This is a genomic window from Enterovibrio calviensis DSM 14347 (assembly GCF_000621165.1).
Lineage (GTDB): Bacteria > Pseudomonadota > Gammaproteobacteria > Enterobacterales > Vibrionaceae > Enterovibrio > Enterovibrio calviensis.
In genome coordinates this window covers 228,288-250,894 of record NZ_JHZA01000010.1, presented here as the reverse complement: position 1 = coordinate 250,894, position 22,607 = coordinate 228,288, and the positions used below count along the sequence as shown (strand labels likewise).

General features: G+C 47.7%; 21 protein-coding genes and 1 pseudogene. 12 read left to right on the top strand and 10 right to left on the bottom strand.

The window, feature by feature from the left end; all coding sequences use genetic code 11:
- The first annotated feature begins 317 nt into the window (after positions 1-317).
- From Q365_RS0110985 to uraH, 5 genes are all read left to right on the top strand, one after another.
- A complete protein-coding gene (locus tag Q365_RS0110985; RefSeq protein ID WP_245621539.1) occupies positions 318-1,061 on the top strand; it encodes a type 1 glutamine amidotransferase in 744 nt (247 codons plus the stop codon).
- Between the two features lie 160 nt (positions 1,062-1,221).
- On the top strand, positions 1,222-2,109 hold the full coding sequence (locus Q365_RS0110980) for a sulfotransferase (protein ID WP_028023392.1): 888 nt from the start codon (positions 1,222-1,224) through the stop codon (positions 2,107-2,109).
- 162 nt (positions 2,110-2,271) lie between these two features.
- Positions 2,272-2,433, top strand: coding sequence for a hypothetical protein (locus Q365_RS26975; protein ID WP_169737849.1), 162 nt, complete (start codon positions 2,272-2,274; stop codon positions 2,431-2,433).
- A 57-nt stretch (positions 2,434-2,490) separates the two neighbouring features.
- Positions 2,491-3,705 (top strand): MFS transporter, encoded by a 1,215-nt coding sequence (locus Q365_RS0110975; RefSeq protein WP_028023391.1) that lies wholly within the window; start codon positions 2,491-2,493, stop codon positions 3,703-3,705.
- A gap of 295 nt (positions 3,706-4,000) precedes the next feature.
- Complete coding sequence (gene uraH / locus Q365_RS0110970) at positions 4,001-4,354, top strand: hydroxyisourate hydrolase (protein ID WP_028023390.1); 354 nt, start codon at positions 4,001-4,003, stop codon at positions 4,352-4,354.
- 117 nt (positions 4,355-4,471) lie between these two features.
- Here the strand turns inward: uraH and Q365_RS0110965 are convergent, their stop codons facing one another.
- Together Q365_RS0110965 and Q365_RS0110960 are read right to left on the bottom strand one after the other, a co-directional pair.
- Positions 4,472-5,020 (bottom strand): cytochrome P460 family protein, encoded by a 549-nt coding sequence (locus Q365_RS0110965; protein WP_028023389.1) that lies wholly within the window; start codon positions 5,018-5,020, stop codon positions 4,472-4,474.
- Positions 5,021-5,032: 12 nt separating this feature from the next.
- Entirely contained in the window at positions 5,033-5,659 is a 627-nt protein-coding gene (locus tag Q365_RS0110960; RefSeq protein ID WP_028023388.1) for a cytochrome P460 family protein, read from the bottom strand.
- A gap of 100 nt (positions 5,660-5,759) precedes the next feature.
- Between Q365_RS0110960 and Q365_RS0110955 the strand changes: the two genes are divergently transcribed.
- A complete protein-coding gene (locus Q365_RS0110955; protein WP_028023387.1) occupies positions 5,760-6,704 on the top strand; it encodes an AraC family transcriptional regulator in 945 nt (314 codons plus the stop codon).
- Between the two features lie 123 nt (positions 6,705-6,827).
- Here the strand turns inward: Q365_RS0110955 and Q365_RS0110950 are convergent, their stop codons facing one another.
- From Q365_RS0110950 to Q365_RS0110940, 3 genes are read right to left on the bottom strand one after another with little or no spacing between them, the layout of a single operon-like run.
- Complete coding sequence (locus Q365_RS0110950; protein ID WP_028023386.1) at positions 6,828-8,123, bottom strand: TRAP transporter large permease; 1,296 nt, start codon at positions 8,121-8,123, stop codon at positions 6,828-6,830.
- Entirely contained in the window at positions 8,120-8,626 is a 507-nt protein-coding gene (locus Q365_RS0110945; protein ID WP_028023385.1) for a TRAP transporter small permease, read from the bottom strand. Before Q365_RS0110945 ends, Q365_RS0110950 begins: the two co-directional genes overlap by 4 nt.
- Positions 8,627-8,635: 9 nt before the next feature.
- Entirely contained in the window at positions 8,636-9,640 is a 1,005-nt protein-coding gene (locus Q365_RS0110940; protein WP_028023384.1) for a sialic acid TRAP transporter substrate-binding protein SiaP, read from the bottom strand.
- A gap of 286 nt (positions 9,641-9,926) precedes the next feature.
- Here Q365_RS0110940 and Q365_RS0110935 point away from each other — a divergent pair, with 286 nt between their 5' ends.
- The 4 genes from Q365_RS0110935 to Q365_RS0110920 are packed head-to-tail and all read left to right on the top strand — an operon-like array spanning position 9,927 to position 14,008.
- Positions 9,927-10,571, top strand: a complete 645-nt coding sequence (locus tag Q365_RS0110935) for a GntR family transcriptional regulator (protein WP_028023383.1) — start codon at positions 9,927-9,929, stop codon at positions 10,569-10,571.
- 41 nt (positions 10,572-10,612) lie between these two features.
- Positions 10,613-11,677: a Gfo/Idh/MocA family protein gene (locus Q365_RS0110930; protein WP_028023382.1), complete on the top strand. Its 1,065-nt coding sequence runs from the start codon at positions 10,613-10,615 to the stop codon at positions 11,675-11,677.
- Between the two features lie 19 nt (positions 11,678-11,696).
- On the top strand, positions 11,697-12,158 hold the full coding sequence (gene aroQ, locus Q365_RS0110925; RefSeq protein ID WP_028023381.1) for a type II 3-dehydroquinate dehydratase: 462 nt from the start codon (positions 11,697-11,699) through the stop codon (positions 12,156-12,158).
- Positions 12,155-14,008, top strand: coding sequence for a bifunctional sugar phosphate isomerase/epimerase/4-hydroxyphenylpyruvate dioxygenase family protein (locus tag Q365_RS0110920; protein WP_028023380.1), 1,854 nt, complete (start codon positions 12,155-12,157; stop codon positions 14,006-14,008). The genes aroQ and Q365_RS0110920 overlap by 4 nt, the downstream gene beginning before the upstream one ends.
- A 162-nt stretch (positions 14,009-14,170) precedes the next feature.
- Here the strand turns inward: Q365_RS0110920 and Q365_RS0110915 are convergent, their stop codons facing one another.
- From Q365_RS0110915 to Q365_RS26130, 3 genes and pseudogenes are all read right to left on the bottom strand, one after another.
- On the bottom strand, positions 14,171-15,982 hold the full coding sequence (locus Q365_RS0110915) for a M28 family metallopeptidase (RefSeq protein ID WP_028023379.1): 1,812 nt from the start codon (positions 15,980-15,982) through the stop codon (positions 14,171-14,173).
- A 326-nt stretch (positions 15,983-16,308) separates the two neighbouring features.
- Positions 16,309-16,470: pseudogene (locus Q365_RS27170) on the bottom strand (GNAT family N-acetyltransferase); the annotation flags it as partial.
- 192 nt (positions 16,471-16,662) lie between these two features.
- A complete protein-coding gene (locus Q365_RS26130) occupies positions 16,663-17,157 on the bottom strand; it encodes a GNAT family N-acetyltransferase (protein WP_028023378.1) in 495 nt (164 codons plus the stop codon).
- 438 nt (positions 17,158-17,595) lie between these two features.
- On the opposite strand from Q365_RS26130, the gene Q365_RS0110905 reads away from it, so the two are divergent.
- A complete protein-coding gene (locus tag Q365_RS0110905; RefSeq protein ID WP_028023377.1) occupies positions 17,596-19,236 on the top strand; it encodes an MFS transporter in 1,641 nt (546 codons plus the stop codon).
- A gap of 71 nt (positions 19,237-19,307) precedes the next feature.
- Here the strand turns inward: Q365_RS0110905 and Q365_RS0110900 are convergent, their stop codons facing one another.
- Entirely contained in the window at positions 19,308-19,802 is a 495-nt protein-coding gene (locus Q365_RS0110900) for a DUF2867 domain-containing protein (RefSeq protein WP_028023376.1), read from the bottom strand.
- Between the two features lie 391 nt (positions 19,803-20,193).
- On the opposite strand from Q365_RS0110900, the gene Q365_RS0110890 reads away from it, so the two are divergent.
- Positions 20,194-21,414, top strand: coding sequence for an NRAMP family divalent metal transporter (locus tag Q365_RS0110890; protein WP_028023375.1), 1,221 nt, complete (start codon positions 20,194-20,196; stop codon positions 21,412-21,414).
- 156 nt (positions 21,415-21,570) lie between these two features.
- Here Q365_RS0110890 and Q365_RS0110885 read toward each other — a convergent pair whose 3' ends face one another.
- The gene (locus Q365_RS0110885) at positions 21,571-22,581 is read right to left on the bottom strand and encodes an aldo/keto reductase (protein ID WP_028023374.1); all 1,011 of its coding nucleotides are present in this window, start codon (positions 22,579-22,581) and stop codon (positions 21,571-21,573) included.
- Positions 22,582-22,607 lie beyond the last annotated feature (26 nt).

Below are 22,607 nucleotides of genomic sequence, written 5' to 3'. Positions count from 1 at the left end.
CTCGACTTTGTGCTGCATCTTACTTGAGTTTAACCTAACAATAAAAGACCGAACACTTTGATTCTGTGTAAGAGAGCATGTTTTTAGATCCATTTAGTCACAAATTAACCATCACAGTCGTTAAATTTGGTCTTAATCAAAAACTTAAAATAAAAAACTCATTCACGACAGTGAGTTAGAATTGAACCCCATTCTCGGGGTAAATGTTTGTATATCTAGTTATCAGTACACTGAATTATGCCAAAAAGGCATAAAATATGCTTAATAGTGAAATGGATAACAAATAATCACCATAACGTGCAAGGAGCGCAAAGCCGATGATGAAACTAGGCATTCTACTCTGTGATGATCACTATCCCGATTCCATTCCTACCTATGGCCATTACGACGATGCCTTCAAACGCATGCTTCATGGCAGTGCAATATCCTGTTATGAAACGTATCGCTGTTTCGAACAACACTATCCTAAACATCCTGACGAATGTGACATCTGGATAGTCACAGGCAGTAAATGGGGTGTTTATGACAATGAGCCTTGGATTGGCGCTGTCAGTAAGTTTGTTCAACAATGCCATGCTCAACGTCGCCCACTCATCGGCGTGTGTTTTGGTCATCAACTGATTCATCATGCCCTCGGGGGTAAGGTGGCAAAATCAGACAAAGGCTGGGGCATGGGTGTCTACCCCATCGAAAACCTCAAGCATGACCAATATGGCTTTACCCAAAGTGAAGCACCAGATGCACTCAATTTGATCGCTTGCCATCAAGATCAGGTACAAGAGCCTGCGCCCGCGTTTTCTGTCATTGCAGGCTCTGACTTTTGCCCAATCGCGATAACAGCAAAAGACCAACACGTGCTGACCATGCAGTGCCACCCAGAATTCACGCCTGACTTTCTCATTCAACTGATTGAACGATTAAGAGATAAAGCGGGTGATGACACCGTTGATCAAGCCATTGCATCTATAAAGCAATTTGGCGGCGGCGATCGTGACCTTGTGATCAGCGCACTGCATCAGTTCATCGCGCAACAAAATCAGTCGGCCTCTTCATCTCACTAACAAAGTGAAATCGGCGTCTGCTTGTGCAATTTGTCTTTTCAAATTGCAACCCAAGTTGCCACGCCGTACTGCATACGACAATAAGTCATTGATTTATAATATGTAACACTCTGGCATTCAAATTGCTCCCTCATCAATATCTCGTTGAAGGAGCGTTCGTATGAATACCAAGACCACAGTGTTGAGTCAGCCCCTGATTTTTGTCGGCCCGCCTCGCTCGGGGGTGAACTTAATTTCGGATATCGTCTTTCATCACAGTGATCTTTGTTGGCTTGATAAGAACTTCGAAAAACACCCGCGTTCGCAATTTCAACATCGTCTCTTTCAGCACACCACACGCTGGCGAAATCATGCGGTGCACTCTTCCTCTCTGTTAGGCAGCATTGCGAAAGAATTCTCCCCCGTTCCGACCGATGCGATGTCTTTTTGGGATGACGTAACACGAGATGACATCGACTTTGAACGAGGCTTTTTACGTGGAAAGCATGCTACGCCACTTGAAATTTCTTCCATTAAAGATGTGCTAGAGGCACGCCTCGCGCTTTCACAGAAAGAACGCCTCGGACTGCGCTTCACTGGCCCATCACGGCTTTGCTTCCTTCACAGTATTTTTCCCGACGCCAAGTTTGTGAACGTTATCCGCGACCCTGCCTCTACCGTGCATTCCATGACCAACTCAGAGGAATGGGAGTATCAAGGCCGGCGCTTGCTTTGGTGGCGCGGTGCATATTCACTTCAAGAACTCGCCCAATACGACATGCTGCGAGACCATGCAGTTGCTGGCACTGCTTTTCAATTGAATAAGTTGATGCAAACAACCAAACAAGAAGCGAAAGAATTAGACATCGACATGATCACCGTGGAATACGAAGACTTCGTGAAAAAGCCGCAAGATACTGTGGCCAAAATTCTGGCTCACGCCAAGCTATCAGAAAGCAAAACCATAGACACTGTGTTGAAAAATAATGAAATTCGAGGCAGTAATAAGGTTCTTAAAATGCCGGCCACCGATATCAATACCGTCTACACTTGGTGTCCATCTCACTAGGGTCTAGGCACTATCTACTTGCCTTGGCAAACGAAAGTTTGCGGTCTCTCATCAAGTTATCTCAAGGTCATGCGTTTTATGCATGACCTTTCTGCATCTAATTCATTTGCTTCATAATCTCACTACCACTACTCTACGCGCCTTTCTGCACTTGGGAACGTTATGAACTCGCAAACACTATTCGCGCAATTATCCCGCTGGTTAGTTGTGCTGATCATTACGTTGGTCGCAGTTCATCATTGTGCGCCACTGCAACGCGCGCTCTCAGACTACGCCGTGGATGGAGGTTGTCATCAACGCCATCATGTCGGACATCACGAGTAACGCGAGCGACTGCGACCTAACGACACCCCTGTTTTAATTACATTTTAAGGTACACCTATGAGTATTTTCCGGTTCCCACTTCTTGTCTGGCTGGGGATAGGGATTTTGATTATCAGCCTAGGGATCAGGCAATCTTTCGGCATTTTCATGATGCCAATCAGCGACACGTTTCAATCAGGACGTGAATTTTTCAGCCTTGCCATTGCCCTACAAAACCTCATGTTTGGCATGTTCCAACCCTTTATCGGTATGGCAGCTGATCGCTTCGGCTCAAAACGCATTATCGCCGCAGGCGGTATCGCGTATGGTCTCGGCTTATATCTGACATCTATCGCCACCAGCTCAGGTATTCTTTACCTGTCTATTGGCGTGCTCGTCGGTCTAGGTCTTAGCGCAACCAGCTATGTGATTGTGTTGGGTGCGGTGGCGAAAGTCGTGCCAGCAGAACACACGGCGAAAGCTTTTGGCCTGACCACCGCTGCGGGTTCATTCGGTATGTTTGCCGTGATCCCTGGCGCGCAAAGTTTGCTTGCACACTATGATTGGCAAACGGCGATGCAGGTATTTGCCGTGCTATGTACCTTGATGATTGCGTTCTCAGCATTCATGAAAGCTGCACCTAGTCAGGGACAATCTCAAACAACAGCTGACACTCAAACCCTGCGTCAAGCTTTGGCTGAAGCCTTCCGACATCCGGGCTATTGGTTCATCCATGCTGGCTTTTTCGTTTGTGGTTTTCAGGTCATGTTTATTGCTACCCACTTGCCAAGCTACATTGCAGACAAAGGCTTGCCGGGCAACACAGCCGCCATGGCGCTTGCTTACGTCGGCATTTTCAATATCTTTGGCTCGTATTTTTGGGGCGTGATGGGCGACAAATTCAACAAGCGCTATGTCATGACAAGCCTCTACGTCATGCGCTCTGTCGTGCTGGCATTGTTTGTCACATTGCCACTGACCAGCGAAACCGCCATAGTCTTTGGCGCAGCTATTGGTTTCTGTTGGCTAGGTACCGTGCCACTGACGTCAGGTTTGGTAAGACAAATCTTCGGTGCGCGGTATATGTCGACGCTATACGGCTTGGTGTTCTTCACTCACCAAATTGGTAGCTTCCTTGGTGCGTGGGTTGGTGGTCGCGTGTTCGACTATTACGGTTCGTACGAACCTATTTGGTGGGCAACCGTGGTGTTGGCGTTAGCCGCGGCGCTACTGCACCTACCAATCAATGACAAACCGCTAGTGCGCCCTGCTTTGCAGCCCGCGACTGCGTAAATAATATTGATTCAATGATTCGGTCATGCGCTTAAGTCTTGACCCGATAATCTGCGAGTTGAAAGGGCGAAACACCTCGGTGTTCGCCCTTTTTGTTTCTTGGCTCCTCACCTACATTCGCCTGTCTATTCGAACTCTCATCACGTCATTAAAAGTCCCCATCACACTCAACATGCCTCTGCGCACGTATTGAACGAATCGCGTTAGAAACCACACCGATGAAATGCTAAATTTTAAATGAATGATGACGCAACGTTTATGTGCCGCTCGGCAAAACGCTCAAAGGTGATTGTAGATGGGAAAGCTCACAACGCATGTCCTCGATACCGCAAACGGTAAGCCTGCCCAAGGTATCAAAGTCTCTCTCTATCGCATCGACGATGACGGACTTCAACCTCTGCTGACCACCATCACTAACGATGATGGCAGAACAAACGCCCCTTTGTTGATAGACGATGCCTTCACCTCTGGTCTCTATCAGCTTGTTTTTTCGACCGCGGCGTATTTTCGAGCAACCAACACCACGCTCGACCCTGTTCCCTTTCTGGACGAAATCGTGATTCGGTTTGGTATCTCGGACGAAAACCAACACTTACATGTTCCTTTGTTGGTGTCGCCTTACGGTTATTCTACCTATCGCGGAAGTTAGCGATTCGCAAACAGCAACACCAACACCAACACCAACAAGTAAAAGCAAAAAGCAATAAAACCAGCCATAAAGGCTGGTTTATATCTTAGTATCTTGTTGGTCGTTGGTCGTTGAGCGTTACTCGGCCAAAATTGGATACGCTTCGGTATAAATCCAATCGTTGTCTTTGGCTGGTATATGACAACCCAAGCAATCCGTTTTGTAATCTGATGAAGCATTGGTCGTCAGATTGTCAGGCTTGAACAATGCCCATCCCCAACCATCCCCCCAAGAACCATTGTCAGAAAAACGACCTGTGCTGTCTTTCACCATCACAAACCACTGTTTAAGGCTCGCAGTCTCATGGCTAACGTCAGAACCCGTGGTGTAATTGCCACTATTATGTGCTCGCAGCTCTTTCACCAGTGTGGCACCGTCTGGGAATTTTCCCGTCTTACGGTAAGCGTCTACCGTCGATTTTTCGGTGTAAACGCCATGGAAGCCGCTCGCGCCGCCCTCTGGAACAAACCATGAGCCTAAATGCACCATGTCCGTTCGAAAATCTTGAGGGAAACTGATCGCGCCCTTGTCATCCACAATAGGTGAAAAGCCACCACTCGTGGCAGCGATACTTACACCTGATGCTGCGACACTCACAAGCAATGCAGCAATAAAGGTCTTCTTCATTATGCCGCTCCTCTATTTCAACGAAGACGTGTGACCGCCCGTCGCCAACATACCCGCGCCTTTACCAGCACGAAGAACCGGATAGTATTGGGTAAACACGAAATCGTCTGCAGCGGCAGCTGCGTGACACGCATTACACGCGGCGGCTGGGAAAGCCTTCGCCGTGTCAGTTAACGATTTATGGTCTGGCGTAGAGAAGCTGTAGTAAGACCAGTTTCCCGGTTCATTAGGGTTGATTGACGTACTTTTGATGGTCGCTTCCAATCCGATGAAATCACCCTGAAAATAACCTGCGCCGCTCACTGCCGCTTTTGAGCCGACAGCCACCAACTCTTTGATGATAATAGTGCCATCACGAAATTCGCCAGTTTTCTTCCAGTGAGACCAGCTGGTTGGGTCGATGTACACGTTGTGGTGCTCTGGAAACGCGGCTTTACCATTGTTCATATCGTTAGGGGTGACAGGAGTACCGACATAAACCCACTCACGATAACCCGTTGGTCGTTGCAATTCGCCATCAACTACCGAGAAATATTCTTCAGCCATCGCTGATGTTGTTGAAGTCGCTCCTCCTAATAAGATTGCTCCAATACACAAAGAGCGACGTAGAGTTTTTGAGCTTATTGTTTTTCTGTCCATTTTCTCACCTCACTTACAGTTTGAACGCGCAAATTTTAAGCGCTCCGCCATAGTCTAAGCTAAAGTAGGAAAACCAAGGGCTGCCGAGGGAATCAGATCTGTGTCCAAAGGAATCAAAGACGTAAACACATTCAATTTATTCACCGATATCATTGAAACACTTAAATTTCGAGGAACGATTTTCTTCAGTTCCGACCTTAGCGCTCCATGGGGAATATCACTAGAAAAGCGCAAGTATCCTCGCTTTCATATTGCACTAAAGGGAGAACTCTACGTTGGTGCAGAAAGCACATCGAACGTCAAAGCCAATGAAATGGATATCTTCATGCTCCCCAAGGGAGACAGTCATTGGATCGCTGATAATCCGAGTAACAAAAAAATACCAAGTAGTCAGGCGGTTAATGCTTGTGAGTTAGGCACACCACTTTTTCAAACTGGCCCAAAAACCCATAGATTAATGTGCGGTCTTGTTGAGTTTGATGAAGGGCTAACGCACCCAATATTGGACGCATTACCTACTGTTATTCATGTTCAAGGCGTCAACCACAACAGCGTCATCTGGAAGCTGGTTATGCTTATTGATCAAGAAATTAGAGAGAGTGGCATTCATAGAAACCCAAGCATCGATAAGCTTACAGAAATTCTATTTTTGAAGATTTTGATGCAGTTTTTCAACGAAAATACTGAAAACTACAGTTTCTTACGTGTTATCCATGACAAACGCATTCACCAAGCGCTTATGCTCATGCATCAAAATCCACAACACGATTGGACCCTAGAAGCACTCGGCAGCGAGATTGGTATGTCAAAAGCCACGCTTGTTCGTCACTTCCAAGATTCGCTCGGGATCGCGCCAATTGCATACCTGAATCACTGGCGCCGCCTCAAAGCTTACAATGCGATTCGTTACACCAACGACTCAATGGACAAAATAGCGAATTCACTTGGCTTTACCTCCGGCAGGACCCTCAGTCGGGCATTAACGCGAGAACTAGGCAAAACACCAGCAGAAATTCGACAACAACAAAAAAGAGAAGGCATTTAGCCCTCTCTTTTAGTGTTACGTTTTGATGTTGACTACGTACGTTATGACCACGATGACTTCAAAACCAAGCTGACCACGCTTTTTGTAATCAGTTAGCCATCAGCCAATCAACCAGCCACATGGCTATCCCTGATAGCCCATGAGGCGCGGAACATACAGCACCACATCAGGAGTCAAAATCATGATCATCAGGGCCCCCAACAAGACAATAATAAACGGGATGACTTGTTTGATAATGCCAGCTAATGGGATTTTGGTTGTACCGTTAATCACGAACAACAATACCCCATAAGGTGGCGTAATTAAGCCAATCATCAAGTTAACAATCGTGATAACGCCAAAGTGAACAAGGTCGATTCCCAACTCGCGACATGCCGGAATAAACAACGGCACTATCACCAATATTACCGTGGTCGCATCCAGCAAGAATCCTAGCAACAGATAAATCAAATTCACCAGCAGCAAAAACGCCAGTGGCGATAAGTCAGCCTGATCAATCAGTGCGGCAATTGCCGTTGGCACGTTCTCTGTCGCAATGATGTAGTTGAAGATCAACGCTGAGCCGATCACCAAACCAACCGAAGCCGACGAGTAGGCGCTTTCCTTGAGCGCGGCATACAGTTGTTTCAAGCTGATAGAACGATAAACAACAGCAGCAAGAAACAAGGCATACGCAGCAGCAACTGCCGCAGCTTCTGTCGGCGTCGTCACGCCACCATAAATACCGAATAGCAGAATGGCTGGCATCATCAAGGTCGGCAACGCACGGAACGTGATTCTAGGAATATCTTTGACCGGGGTTCTTGGCTCTTTGACGATATTCATCTTCGTTGCCATGTAGGCGTTCATTCCCATCAGAACAATACCCATCAGCAGCCCAGGAACGAGGCCGGCAATAAAGAGATAACCAATCGATGTATCCGACACCAAGGCATAAATCACCATGGGAATTGACGGCGGGATGATCGGACCAATCGTCGCTGAAGCCGCCGTGATCGCCGCAGCATACGCTGGAGGATAACGACCGTCTTTCGTCATCATGTTAATGATAACGCGCCCAATCCCCGCGGCATCCGCAACGGCTGAGCCAGACATGCCAGAGAATATCAAGCTAGACACAATATTCACGTGCCCCAGCCCGCCCCTAAAATGACCCACCATGGCGACACAAAACTGGAGAAGTCGGTCAGTGATACTGCCTGCATTCATGATATTGGCAGCGGCAATAAACAATGGAACAGCCAGAAGAATAAAGCTGTTGTAGAAACCCTGAATAATTTGCTCACCCGCCAGTGCCAAATCTTGACCGCTTACCGCGAGATACACGATGGCACCAATAATCATTGAAAATGATACTGGCGTACCAAAGGCAGCCAAAAGAAGCACTGTCACTAAGCAAAGTGTTAACGCCAAACTCATTCTTCCACCTGCTCGTCCTTGTCACTGTCTTGCACTTTATAGTTCGGATTCAAATACTGAATCAGTGCAACACCGTAGCGGAGAATAATGACACCCAAGAAAACCCCGTAAATGCTAAACACATAGTCGAGGCGCCACTTCAAGATCGCGCTCTTTTTGATCTTATAAAAAGTGATGTAATCCCATGTCGGAAGAAAGCTGATACCAAAACCGATGATGATGCCAAGCGCCGACAAAATGAGAAAGATACGTTGCACTTTCCCGGGTACGTTTAAATAGAGAAGATCAAAGCGAATATGATCTTTGTTACGCAAGCAGAATGCTCCCGCCCAAAAGATGACCCATAACCAGAGTGTCAGAAGTAACTCAGACGACCAACCGAGGGGCATGTTAAGCACATAGCGGGAGAATATTTGCGCACAAAAAATAAGGAACATTGCGGCCAACATAGTGACCGCAACCCCATCTGCTATTCGCTGAATCCAAAGCAGAATCGTTTTCACGCGTTAACCTCACAGGTTGTTGATGTTTTCCACCATGCCTTCTGGCCAGGTTTTAGAAAACTCAGACTCAAGGTACGCTTTTTGAACGTGGGTACGGAACGCTTCAAGGTTTGGTTCGTACACTTTCAAGCCTTGCTCGCGGAAGAAATCAACCAACTCAGCTTCCAGTGCCAACTGATTCTTACGACCAAATGCCGCTGCATCATCCGCCGCTTTTTGCGTTTGAGCTTGCTGCTCTGGCGTCATGTCATCCCACACTTCTTTCGAGATAGCGAGGTAGTTTAAATCCACCAAGTGATTGGTTAACACAATCTGCTTGGTCACTTCATAGAACTTCGCATCTTTATCTGTCGGCAATGGGTTGTCTTGACCGTCAACCGCGCCAGTTTGTAACGCTGTGTATACTTCGGTGAAAGCCATAGGCGTCGGGTTTGCACCCAGTGCTTTACCCAAGAACTGCCATGCATCAGAACCCGGCATACGCAGTTTCACACCATCAAGATCCGCTGGTGTTTGCACTTCGGCATCCGTACGCAAGTTCAGCTGACGACGACCAAGGTAGATAACACTCAACAGCTTCACGCCCAAGGTGTCTTCGACTTCTTCTTTCAGCGGATCCATCGCTTTAGAATTAAAAACAGCCACTTGGTGGTCAGCATCACGGTGCATGTAGCCCGCAGAGAAAATGGAGAACGCAGGAATGAATTCTGCCAGCTCTTGCGCCGATGCCATCGCCATGTCGAGGTTACCTCGAGCAATGGCTTCCAACTCTGTACCTTGCTTAAACAACGAAGCATTCCAGTGCGGTTCAAATTCCGCGAAACTCGCAACACCCGGACCAAAAACTGTCGTCAGTGCAACTGCACGCTGATCAGTTTCTGAGCTTGGGGCAGACAAGCGTAACTTCATGTCTGCTGCACTTGCAGCAGTTACTGAAAACATCGCAATCGCTAATGTCGTTGCTTTCGTAACGTTACCAAGCCACTTAGCCGAGGTTCTGGACAACAATTTCATACACCACTCCTTAGTACGGGCACTTGACGACCAAATACCCAATGTTGGTTTGCTCAATGACCCCCTTGGTCAAAAAATCAGCTCACCGTTTAACATGAACATAGCGTAGACGATCGCATTACGTGATTGTTGGTCAAATGTGTCTCAATTGTTAAAACATCACCTATTTTTCATTTTGGGGGGTATTTTTTGTCTTATAGTGAATTCATGAAAATAAGACATATTCGATGTCGGAATAGGACCAGAATGTGGATCTGAGCTAACCCAAGGATTGAGGCGAGCGGCAATGAACCTCTACGAAACACTAAGAACAGACCTACTTCGGGGCGATTTTAAACCGGGAAGTCGTTTACGCATGGAGTCGCTAAAAACGCGATATGGCAGTGGCGTCAATCTCTTGCGCGAATGCCTTACACGCCTTGCCAGCGATGGTTTAGTCATCGCTGAAGGGCAAAAAGGTTTCCATGTCGCCAGCTTTTCCACGAAAAAAATGGAAGAGCTGACACGGCTTCGCATTCTTCTTGAAGCGGATGGCGCGGAGCAGTCATTCGTTAATGGCGATATGGAGTGGGAAAGTAATTTGGTTGCTGCTCACCACAAGCTAGAGCATGTCGAAAGCAAGATGCGCGACAACATCGTCGACAACTTTGTGATGTGGCATCGCTGTGATTATGAGTTCCATGCGGCACTCATTGGCGCGTGCAATTCGGAGTTGCACATGCACTATCACCGCCAAATCTACGACCAGTTTCGTCAGTTTGTGATGATGGAACTGCGCACGAACGGCTTTCGTGGCACCCATATCATTGACGAACATCAGGTCATTCTTGAAGCCGCGTTAAATCGTGACTTAGCGGCCTGCGTTGGCGCACTGGAAGCGCATCTAGGTGGGTTTGTCGAACGCTTGCGTGAATTTAACGAGCAAGAGTAGTACCGATTAACAGCTAAAAACAATAAGGACATTCAACTTAAATGGAACCATTAAACCTTGCCGTTGTTGGCGCGGGACTGATTGGAAAGAATCACATAAAGCTCATTAAAAAAAGTGATATTTGTCGTCTCGCCGCCATTGTTGACCCGTTTGAAGCGAGTATCACGCTAGCCCAAGAAAATGGCGTACCCCATTTTTCAGACCTTGAGAGTATGTTATCCACGCTAAAAGTGGATGGAGTCATTCTCGCGACGCCGAATAATCTTCACGTTCTGCAAACCAAGCAGTGCATTGAACGTGAAGTGCCGGTTCTTATTGAAAAGCCCGTTGCCCACTCGGTGGCAGAAGCCACTGAATTGCTCAACATTGCCGTCAGCTCTCCTGGCATTTGGGACACCCTGCTGGTTGGGCATCACCGCATGCACAGCCCGATCATCAAACGCACACGTGAATTGATTGATTCTGGCGTGCTAGGTGCGCTCGTGGCAGTGCAAGGCAGTGCTTTGTTTTACAAACCCGACGACTACTTTGATGCCGCGCCATGGCGCACCAAAGAAGGTGGCGGTCCTATTCTGATCAACCTCATTCACGACATTGGCAACCTTCGTTATCTGTGCGGAGAAATTGTCGCCGTTCAGGCCATGGCGTCGAATCGACGTCGCAACTTCGATGTGGAAGATACGGTGTCCATCAATCTGAGTTTCGCCAACGGTGCGTCTGGGACGTTTTTGCTATCTGACACGGCAGGTTCAGGCCGCAGTTGGGAGCAAACATCGCTGGAAAACAAAGCCTACGCCAGTTATCCCGATGAAGATTGCTACCACATTGCAGGCACAGATGGCTCAATCTCAGTGCCGACTATGCGCCTTAAACACTACACAGAAAAAGCCAACCGTTCTTGGTGGAAACCGTTTGTCAGTGACACGCTGGCGCTTCAGCGCAAAGATCCGTTAGTCGAACAGCTCAATCACTTCTGCGATGTGATCAACAAACGAGCCAAACCACTTGTCACGGTGCGCGATGGATTGCAAAACCTCCGTGTGACAGAAGCTGTTGTGGAAGCCGTGAAAACCGGAAGAACCATATACATTGATGATATTGGCTGAGCAGACAAGGAAGGATGCAATGAAATCGATTCTCGTAATGAACGGCCCTAACCTCAACTTATTAGGGCAACGCGAACCCGGACTCTATGGCCACACGACGCTGGCTGACGTAGAAACCCTGTGTCATCAAGCGGGTGATAAACACGGCGTCGCCATTGAGTTCATGCAAAGCAATCACGAAGGCGTGTTAATTGACACCTTGCACGATGCCGGAAAACGCGTCGCTGTAGGTGAAATGATCGGCGTGGTGTTTAACGCTGGCGCATTCACCCATACATCGGTTGCGCTGCAAGATGCTATCAAGGGGGCTCAAGTCCCTGTCATTGAAATCCATATTTCCAATGTACATGCCCGCGAACCCTTTCGAAATCACTCTTACCTGTCCCCAGTAGCCACAGGCATTGTGGTTGGCTTTGGCGTAAAAGGATACGCGCTGGCCATTGATGGTCTTGTCATGAAGCATGGCGAGGAAGCCTTATGATTTACTCCATCGCTACCGTCTGTTTGTCTGGCACTTTTCGCGAACGCATCGAAGCCATCGCTAAAGCAGGGTTTCGCGGCATCGAAATTTTCGAAAATGACCTGATCACACACAAAGGGTCCGTCAAAGATATTCGCAGCATGTTGGACGATCACGGCTTAGAAGTCGTCACCTACCAGCCGTTTCGAGATTTTGAAGGCTTACCTGCCCCTTATCGTCAAAAAGCCTTTGACCGCGCCGAACGAAAATTCGACCTGATGGAAGAACTCGGTACGGATTTGCTGATGGTATGCAGCAGTGCATCCCCTCACGCGCTAGGTGGTATTCAGCGAGCTGCGGATGATTTTCATGAGCTGGGAGAGCGCGCAGCAAAGCGGAACATGCGTGTTGCCTATGAAGCCTTAGCGTGGGGGAAATATGTCTACGACTATCGCGACTCATGGGAGATTGTGCGTCGAGCGAATCACAAGAATGTCGGCATCTGTTTAGATACGTTCCATATTTTCTCTCGCCAGACTGAACTAGACACCATGCTCAACATTCCCGGCGATCGCATATTCCTCGTGCAAGTTGCCGATGCGCCGAGTCTGTCAATGGACCACCTAAGCTGGAGCCGGCATTATCGTTGTTTCCCGGGGCAAGGTGATTTACCCCTCGATAAATTCGTTGCCAACATGCACGCGACAGGATACGACGGCCCTTTTTCACTTGAGATCTTCAACGATCAGTTCCGCGCAGGTTCCGCAGAAAAAACGGCCAGAGATGGCTATCGTTCACTGGTATATGCAAATCATGCTGCCGAACAAACGCCAGAGAGAGCAGCAACGCCGCTTCCTGTTGTTTCGCCACCCAGTGATGTCGAATTTATCGAATTCGCCCTCAATGACAATGAGAAGCAAAGCCTCACTGCCCTGCTATCCCAGCTGGGTTTTGTCCATGCCGCCACACACAACAAGAAACATGTTGAGTTGTGGCAACAAGGCAACATCAATTTAGTCATGAACATGGAACCTGACAGCTTTGCGCAGAACTTCCATCACAACCACGGCGTTTCAGTATGTGCTGTAGGCATGAAGTGCAACAACGTCGATGACATGGTGGAACGCGCCAAAAAGCTCGAATTTGCGCCTGTTTACGGCAACCCTGATACCGATACGCACGGCATCCCTGCCATCTATGGCCCGGGAGAAAGCTTGCTCTACATGGTCGAAGGCTCAGACAAGCCCGCGCACTGGGAACGTGAATTCCGTTGGCACGATGATGTCGATCCCCAAGCGTATTTGAGTAATGTTGACCACATCGCGCTGTCAATGAGCTACGAAGAGATGCTCCATTCCGTGCTGGTATTCCGCTCCATGTTTAACATGCAAACGATGCCAACCGTCAATGTGACCGATCCGGGTGGCCTGATACGCAGCCAAGCCCTGCAAACACCGGATCGAAAAGTCAGTTTCACATTAAACAGCAGCCAAGCATCACGCACGGTATCAAGCCGGATCCTTGACCAGTATGCAGGGACTGGCGTTAATCACATTGCGCTTTCCACCAATGATATTTTCGCCACCGCGGAATTCATGAGTGAGCAAGAAACAGAAACCTTACCCGCCACCAGCAATTACTATGAAGATCTTGCCGCACGCTTTGCGTTGTCAGATGTAACCATCAATAAGCTAAAACAATTCAATATCTTGTATGACGAAGATGAAAATGGCAGTTTCTATCAGTTGTACACTACCTTGTTCGCAGGAAGGTTCTGCTTCGAAATCGTTCAACGCAATGGTTACAGAGGGTTTGGCGCAGCAAACAGCCAAATGCGGCTAGCCATGCAGGCGCGAGAATTGGCGAGCTAAGTGAGATAACCGCACAGCCTTCATGATCGATACTGGTTCAGCGATGTGAAACAACGATAAATAAATAAAAATAAACAGAAATAAACAAAAATAAACAGGGAGCTATTCAGCTCCCTGTTTTTACTTGGTTCTCATGTGAATTTTTATGTGAATCAAGACAAACTATTCGCGGTCTTGGTCAAAGTCACCGTGGAAGTGACCATGGTCCGCCACTTCACGAGAAGCAGATTTGATTCGCTCGCCAATATGGTGCTGATGGCTTGACTCTTGCGCTGAGAAAGAACGCAGCAGTGTGCGTGTTTCTGGCTCATCCTCGCGACCATCTGCGTACAGATCTTCGCTCATGGCGTAGAACGTCGCGACATATGACAAGGCTTTCGAGTTGGTTGTCATCGCCGAATTGCTGACGTTATTCAAGTCATCACAGGCTTGGTGATAGCACTTGTCATATGCCACATCGACATCGCCTCCAAACTCTTCGACTTCTTCCGCCGATTTGATTTTCTCTGCACCGGTGAATAGACCACCAAATGCGATACCCCAATCAGCAAAACCGGAATAGTCAGACCGTTTCGACAAGGCTTGTGGAACAGTCGACTCACCAATATCAGCAAAGAATTCGTTAAACAAACCTTCGATATGCGATGTACCTTCCGGTGGCTCAAAGTCCCCAGGGTAAGCGTTGTCTGGGCTGTCTTTAGTATCCGATAAGTCTCCGTCCATGACACCAAAGATATAGTTTGGCGAGCCAATCATATCGAAGTTGAGGTACATCTTGATCGGATTGATATCGAGATAACGGGCTTCCACCAGCTCACGCTGTTCAGCTGTTAAATCTGAAGGGTCAGTAATGCCCAGCTCCTCCATGATTTGAGTTTGAGCCTCATCGTAATACCCGCCCAATATTTCATTGGTGTAGTATTCAGAGCCAATCAATCCCGCTTCTTCTGCCGCCCACCAAGCAAAGCGGACTTTGTTCTTTTGGGTAACAGGCAGTTGTCTCATTTTCTTTTTCAGGCGAATCGCGTATTCCAAGATCCCAGCACTCCCCGTGCCGTTATCGTTAATACCCGGACCTTCAGGGACAGAATCCAAGTGTGCGCCCAACATAACGATTTGATCAGGGTCGCCTTTCTTGGTTTCGGCAATTAAGTTTTCTGTTACTACCACGGCATCTTCAACCGTGATGCTTAGGGCCGCAGCCACCGTGCTCGATTGTGTTAGGTCATACCATTCTTTGCCTAAATCATAGCGTGCACCAAACGCAGGAATGGTTGCTTCACTATCACTGCCCAAGGTGCCATTCACCACGGCTTTGCGACCATCGTTATTGCCTTGGTTAAACACGATTGCGCCTACAGCACCTGCATTTTCAGCATTCACCACTTTAGAATCAAACGTACAACCGCCGCGCTGAATCACGGCTACCTTACCTGTCACATCAACGCCGTCAAAATCAGACGCTTCGCAGCCATCAGTATCGTCATAATCTGGGGATTCAAAATCAAAATCGGGAGTAACAAAAGCAATATCAGCGCTCACTGCGCCGTCTGAACTACCAGAATATGACATAGCAGCGTAATCCGCCGGAATGTCATCTGTGGCATCACGAACATGCACCAATTCTTGACCGTTTACGGTCAGCGAAGTGCCGTCCAACTCCGCCCAACTTCTGAAGTCGAATGATTGGAATTCCACCTCATAGCCATGTTTTTCGAGCGTGGCTTTGATGTATTCGGCAGAATTGGCGTAGCCATCTGTACCCGCAGCTCGCGTCGTTGAACCACCATCAGGCGTAGGCACAGCGGCAGCTTCCATCGCTTCAAGGTGATCGACGAGACGCTTTTCTTTGATTGCGCCACTGACTTTGTTTGCTACCCACCTTGGGTCTTCACAGCCTGCAAAGCCCGTCAGCAGTGCAGCGCTCATTGCCACAACGATGACTTTCTTTGCACTAACGTTGAATGTCTTCATATATGTCGTCCTTTTTATTTGACTTAACCAGTCAAACACTCAGAACGACATTCTTCCACTCAATGTAAGGGTAATATTTTCGCTAACGGAAACAGCATCACGGTTTATTAATAAAAAGAAACGTAGTGTTAAATTCGAATATATGACCAAGTGCAGACACTAGCCTCTCACTTTGAAATTAGCGATGTAAAGCCAATCGTATTATTAAGAAGCCAGCAGGCAGTGAATAACTATATTCAAGAAAAAGTAATATTACACTCCTGAGCCATGTGATCAACAGGATTTATAAACATAATGGTGAATAGACATTCAACAATCAACATACATCAGCGAGATAAAGACTGTCGCATAATGTGTTGAGGGCCATTGGGACCCCCTAAGAAATGCGTTTTTGTGTCATCAAATCCACCTCTCAGATAACACTGATATGCAACTGTATTTTTGCAGTTCACGGTCAGGTACAACCATTTGTCTTCTGGATAATAGCTATACCCAAACAACCTGAAGATGCAGGATTCAGCGAGCTTTACTGACGTTATGATCAAGGCGTCACTTTGCCGATGTAGTGCGCTCCATCAAAAAGGGACAACACCGAGCATGGCGTCAGTAAACTCGCCCGAAGGGAGGCCCTCAGAGCGTCCACTTCATCGTTAAATTCCTGTGAAATAGAATGACTATTCCTACAAGAATTTGCCTCGAATTGAACACTCTGATGGCCTCTGAAATCGAGCATCTTCAGGTTGCTTGGGTATAGGCAACACGGTGGCGAGTTCTTTCACTGTTGCTGTGCCCAGTCCCTTACCTTGCTGCCTCTGATCTATCGCAAACTTTCGCAGGCCAATCGCATTAGTTTCACAAGGTTGGAGTTGATTGGAGAAATGGCGATAGATCTTAAAATATCCAATGATATTCCCTTCATAGCCGACAACAAACCTGTCAGCGCTCCCTTGCTCTTCAAAAAGGAAAGCACGGGGAGACGCAGTATATTTTTCTTGTTCCTCACTCAGTGAAATTTCAAGTAACGCTGTTTCATCTTCTGGTGTATACCGCTCGATCGTTATCACCCGCGCCCCCTTAATTTTTTCTTTTTGTAAACTGCGTTTCCATGGATTAATTTTAAAATCGATTTTCAAAGCAGCGTTTAAAGCAGCTTTAAATGCCAGAATTAAAAACAACCATCTTGTTTTAAACGCTAGCCACCATAACAATCATTACAGATATTATAACCCATCAAATTCTCAGCTTAATATCTTACATTTTCGGTTTCACACGCTTTAGCCAATATTTGAATGAAAACATCAAAATATATTCATTCGCCAACCCATATCAACAGTGAGAATATCGTCATAAAGACAAGAGAACCGCCTATTGCCCTACGATCAATCCAAGGCGACATGTCATCCAATGATACAATTTCGACACGCAACATTCTTAGCCCTCGTCTCGTAAACGCGCTGTACCAACACGTTTGTTGTGTTCCCAGTTCACTTCCTCGCGCTTTCTATCGCCTGAAAGGGGTGACTGTTACCGACTTTGCCCCAAACAACGTGAAAATGCAGAACTCTGGCTACGGGGTATATGCTTAATTTGGACCCATTGACCGACATACGGATATGAAAGCAAACATTTTTTGGCGTATACGCCCTATCCTCTTTACCATTTTTGGCTTCGCCATTAGTCACAACTTATTTTTCATCATGCTACCGATACGCATGAAGGAGACGGGTTACGAGACCTCAAACATTGGTCTCGCCATGAGTATGTTTGCGGTGGGTGCCATTTGCGCTGGCCTGTTTGGCTCCCGCGCTGTGCTGCGGGCGGGTCATATTCGTGCGTTTGCTTCCATGGCAGCCACGCTATCGATTGTCTCCGTTATTCACAGTTACACCACGGACATTTGGTTAACGGGCGCATTACGGATGATCGCTGGTTTTTGCTACGTCACGTCATTCATCACCCTAGAAAGCTGGCTAAACGTTCTCAGTGACCGAAGTAACCGTGGCCGAGTCTATGGCACGTATCAAATCTGCTTCGCGATTGGGTTTGGTACCGCGCCATTTTTGTTCGGGATGTTTAACGAACAAGATCCACGCTTGTTTGGTTTAATCTCAGTATTCCTTTGCTTCTCACTCATCATCATGTCGATGAGCCGATTACCTGCCCCTGAGCTACCCGCGAAAAGCACCCCAATATCGTTGAAAAAGCTTTGGTCCTATTCCCCATCGGGCACGCTGTCGTGCTTTTGTGCTGGCTTAATCAACGCCGCTAGCGTCTCGCTTATTTCCCTGTATGCCTACAGCAAAGGCATTTCGGGTCTCTGGCTATCAATCATTCTAGGTTCCTATCAAATGGGCGGATTGCTCACTCAGTTTCCTACAGGTTGGTTGGCAGACAGATACGACAAACGTGTGATTGCATCAGGGTTGATGGTGATGGGCGTGATTAGCAACAGCTTGATCATACTCGACAACTTCCATCCCTACCCGATCGAACTCTTAGCCGTTCTGTTCTGGATTTCCGGCGGTTCAGGCGTGGCGTTGTTTCCATTGGCCGTCACTCAAGTGTTTGACCATATTGATCCAAAAGAAGCCATGCCTGTGACCAGCACCATGCAAATCCTATTAGGTGCGGGCGGCGTGATAGGACCGATTGTTGCCAGTGCATTGATGAGCGAATTTAGCGTGGTGTGGCTCTACTACTACATCATCACTGTGCATATATTTGTTTTTGCGTTCTTAATGATCCGCAAACTCTACGTGCGGACAGAGCGAATGCCTTCTACCAACCCAATGAAGGTCAGCGTTCAACCGATTGGTTCGACAGATTTCGACCCCATGCTGGATTTCAAAGACACCAACACCACCAATCCGGAATTGAAGCTATTGCTTGCAGCACTAGGGCAAAACCCGACAGACCCAGGCTTGCTCATAAAGCTAGCGTTGCAAGGCTCTGCGTTGAACGCGAATGATGTGGCCAAGAGCATTGTGCTCGCCTACCCCAAACGCTCTGGGGAAATGATGCGTCACCTGATTGAACAGTTCCCTAAGCGTCGACTCGAAGTTGCCGATTCATTGCATGATTTGTTTATTCTGAGGAAGGAGCGAATCAATACGCTGTTGCAAGATGCTTTGCTTGATGGGGCAACGCCCGATGAAGCGTCAGCCATTATGGATTTGATTGACGAAATTAAGTTCAAACTCGAAGAAGCCGAGGGCGGAGAGACGCCCAGCACTCAGCCAAATTCCCCAACGTGACCCAAATATCGCTCAAAACATGAGAGGTTCGCGTTAGGGATTTGAGCTTGTAGGATTTGTGCGTAGAAAGACTATACCTTGGGTAATTTCTTCAATGTGGCAGGCACAATGATCTTATGAGCAGGCCCAACAAAGAACATGTATAGCTTGCCGAGACGGTTCTTCTCATGCACAACGGTACTGGCTGTGACGGTAGCACGGTTTCCATTTGGGGCAATGTGGAACGACACTTTTACGTCGAGGTGTTTGTCTTGATCTTCCATGATCACCTCAACCGGTGATTGGTAAATCATGGTGAAAATACCCACACGATCACCCACCTTGTAACTCGTTTTTTCAGGTGCAAAATCTTCAAAGTTCCCTAGGTGTTTTAAACCCAACGCCGAGGCAATGCGGTTACGCAATCGCATCAACGCGCCAACCCATTTGGGTGTGCTGTTCATTACCTGCAAGTAAATATCCATTGCCGTTTCCCCGTTATAGGGAATTTCTCGAACATGGTTATCTGAAAATGATGCTTCTTCACTGTACTGTTTGAGCATGACATGGTTTGGTATTCCGTCCATAAATCTTCCCCTACATGTTTAAATCAAAAAAACGCTCTACATCGACCTTACGAATTGCCATGCCCAGTTTCAATGGCAACACTTGCCAAAAAGCGCAAACATCGACCACTTATAGTGGAATCCTTGACCATATCTCAGAAACGCTGTCGAACAATACAGATGTGTTACATGATCAGGCCTCCACTTTCAGGTATTCCATCGACATAAATTATCGTTTTTTTGCGACTTAATGATTGACTTACTTTTGGTGAGTCTTTAGTATCCGCTCCCAGCAAAAAGAGGGGCCGCAAGGGCCAGTCTTTTCAAATAGTTACCCGCCAAACATCAGCTGATCCCGGTCAGTTGTTTTTCTTTTTTTATAAAGAGAGAGACAACAATTTTTGGAATCGGCATGACAACGCAAACAATCAATCAAAACACCTCAACAACGTCTTGGCAGAAAAAAGCCATTCTTAGCGTTGCATTCCTGATGGCGACAACATCTGTCGGCCCAGGATTTCTGACCCAAACCGCCGTATTTACCAACATCTACAAGATGGACATGGCCTTCCCTGTCTTCGCCTCCATGTTTATCACTTTCGGTATTGTGATGAACCTTTGGCGCATCGTGGGTGTGTCTGGCTTACGCATTCAAGACATCGCCAACAAAATCGCCCCAGGGGCGGGTTACTTCATCGGTATTTTGCTAGCACTCGGCGCAGTGGCCTTCAACTTCGGTAACGTGAGCGGTTCAGCGCTTGGCATCAACGTGCTTACGGGTGTCGATACCACATGGGGTGCATTGTTTACGGGTGTGATTGGTTGCTTGTTGTTTGTGGTTCACAACGCATCAAAACGCATGGACCAAATGGCGCGCTACCTTGGCCTGTTCATGATTGTACTGATTGCCTACGTTGCCATGACAAGCTTACCGCCGATGGGCGAAACACTGACTGCAGCTGTTTTGCCTGCTGACATTGGCAACCTTCTGCTTCCTACCTTGACCATCGTAGGTGGCGCAGTGGGCGGCTACTACACAGGCGCACAACGCTTGGTGGATATCGGCCTGCAAGGTGAAGATAACGCCGATAGCATCAAAAAAGCGGCATGGGCGGGTATTTCTATCGCCGTGGTGATTCGTATCCTACTGTTCCTTGCAGTGTTCGGTGTGATTGCAACAGGCGCGACGCTTGATGCTTCAAACCCAGCGGCTGACGCATTCCGTCAAGGTGCGGGCGAAGTGGGCTACTTCATCTTTGGTTTGGTGTTGTTTGTGGCATCGATTACCTCGGTTGTCGGCAACTCCTACATGGCGATTTCACTGATTAAGACCTTGTTCCCAGTAGTTGCCCGCAATGAGAAAGCTTGGTGTGTGGGCTTCATTATCATCACCAGCGTCGGTACTGTGATGATGAACATGCCGATTCTACTGCTGATGCTTGCAGGCTTGGTGAACAGCATTATCCTGCCAGTGGTACTTGCCTTTGTGCTAGCAGCGACACGCCGTAAAGACATCGTGGGAGACTACAAACACCCACTGTACCTGACCATCTCAGGTGTGTTGATTGTGGTTGTGATGGGCGCAGCAAGTTTCAGCAACATCGGAAACTTTGTTGGCAAGTTCATCGGTTAATGCCGAGCGTTTATTCCCACGTAATCTGAAGACAGTCATGTGGGGATAATAGTTCGGGATAGCAACAGCATGTTTGAAACCAAAACCGCTGACTAGAACGAAAAAAGCCGTCGGAATCGACGGCTTTGTGTTTTGCTGACAAACGCAGGCTTTGGATTAATCGCGATCGCGCTCGGAATCCATCACTTTCATTTGCGCTTCGTTATAACGCGCGCCCACCACTTTGTCGTCGTGAATCAAGCCAGACAGATATTCAGCCACTTCCAACGGCAAATGCACGTTAGCCGCCGCAATGTTCTCACGCATATATTCGATGTGTTTAGTGCCCGGAATCGGAACCAAGGTTTGCTTACCCGCTCGGTTTGGCAGCGCAATAATCCACGCCAACGCCAATTGCGCTAATGAGCAGTTAAACTCTTGCGCCACTTCTCGCAGCGGCTCAAGCAGCTTGCGGTTATACGCAAACGCATCCGCTTCAAAACGCGGACGTGCATTGCTGGTGCGAATATCACCTTGTGTCAGCTTGTCAGCCTCTTGGGCTTTCCCCGTGAAGAATTGACGACCAAGCGGTGAAAACGGCACAAAGGTCGTGCCTAACGCTTCACACGCAGCGAGCATTTTTAGCTCAGGTAACCGCGTCCATAATGAGTATTCGGACTGCACCGCCGCAATCGAGTGAATATCACTGGCACGGCGTAAACTATCTGCAGACACTTCAGACAATCCAATTTCGCGGATTTTACCTTCGCTCACCAACTGAGAAAGCGCACCCACGCTCTCCTCAATCGGCACCTTAGGGTCAAGGCGGTGAAGATAATAGAGATCGATGACATCCGTATTTAAACGCCGCAAGCTCGCTTCACACTGCGCTTTAATGGTCTCTGGGCGACCATCAATGGTTGGCTTGCCGTCTTTAGAAAACAATGCGCATTTACTGGCCAGAACATACTCTTGTCGACGCGTTTTGAGTGCTTTTGCTATCAATTCTTCGTTCTTGCCGCCGCCATACATGGTGGCGGTATCAAGAAAGTTATACCCGACGTCAAGCGCCTCATTAAGCAGCTGAATGGAGGTTTTCTCATCGCTAGGTCCATACCCATGAGACATGCTCATGCAGCCTAACCCAATCGGCGATACCGATAACGATCCAATCTGACGCTTATCCATCTAATGATATTCCTCTTACCGCTTAA

Coding starts and splice junctions, on each gene's coding strand:
- Q365_RS0110965 (WP_028023389.1), bottom strand. CDS start 5,020: ATGAAGAAGACCTTTATTGCTGCATTGCTTGTGAGTGTCGCAGCATCA.
- Q365_RS0110915 (WP_028023379.1), bottom strand. CDS start 15,982: ATGAAGACATTCAACGTTAGTGCAAAGAAAGTCATCGTTGTGGCAATG.
- Q365_RS0110975 (WP_028023391.1), top strand. CDS start 2,491: ATGAGTATTTTCCGGTTCCCACTTCTTGTCTGGCTGGGGATAGGGATT.
- Q365_RS0110885 (WP_028023374.1), bottom strand. CDS start 22,581: ATGGATAAGCGTCAGATTGGATCGTTATCGGTATCGCCGATTGGGTTA.
- Q365_RS0110950 (WP_028023386.1), bottom strand. CDS start 8,123: ATGAGTTTGGCGTTAACACTTTGCTTAGTGACAGTGCTTCTTTTGGCT.
- Q365_RS0110985 (WP_245621539.1), top strand. CDS start 318: ATGATGAAACTAGGCATTCTACTCTGTGATGATCACTATCCCGATTCC.
- Q365_RS0110920 (WP_028023380.1), top strand. CDS start 12,155: ATGATTTACTCCATCGCTACCGTCTGTTTGTCTGGCACTTTTCGCGAA.
- uraH (WP_028023390.1), top strand. CDS start 4,001: ATGGGAAAGCTCACAACGCATGTCCTCGATACCGCAAACGGTAAGCCT.
- Q365_RS0110930 (WP_028023382.1), top strand. CDS start 10,613: ATGGAACCATTAAACCTTGCCGTTGTTGGCGCGGGACTGATTGGAAAG.
- Q365_RS0110890 (WP_028023375.1), top strand. CDS start 20,194: ATGACAACGCAAACAATCAATCAAAACACCTCAACAACGTCTTGGCAG.
- Q365_RS0110940 (WP_028023384.1), bottom strand. CDS start 9,640: ATGAAATTGTTGTCCAGAACCTCGGCTAAGTGGCTTGGTAACGTTACG.
- Q365_RS0110900 (WP_028023376.1), bottom strand. CDS start 19,802: ATGGACGGAATACCAAACCATGTCATGCTCAAACAGTACAGTGAAGAA.
- Q365_RS26975 (WP_169737849.1), top strand. CDS start 2,272: ATGAACTCGCAAACACTATTCGCGCAATTATCCCGCTGGTTAGTTGTG.
- Q365_RS0110935 (WP_028023383.1), top strand. CDS start 9,927: ATGAACCTCTACGAAACACTAAGAACAGACCTACTTCGGGGCGATTTT.
- Q365_RS0110960 (WP_028023388.1), bottom strand. CDS start 5,659: ATGGACAGAAAAACAATAAGCTCAAAAACTCTACGTCGCTCTTTGTGT.
- Q365_RS0110905 (WP_028023377.1), top strand. CDS start 17,596: ATGAAAGCAAACATTTTTTGGCGTATACGCCCTATCCTCTTTACCATT.
- aroQ (WP_028023381.1), top strand. CDS start 11,697: ATGAAATCGATTCTCGTAATGAACGGCCCTAACCTCAACTTATTAGGG.
- Q365_RS0110980 (WP_028023392.1), top strand. CDS start 1,222: ATGAATACCAAGACCACAGTGTTGAGTCAGCCCCTGATTTTTGTCGGC.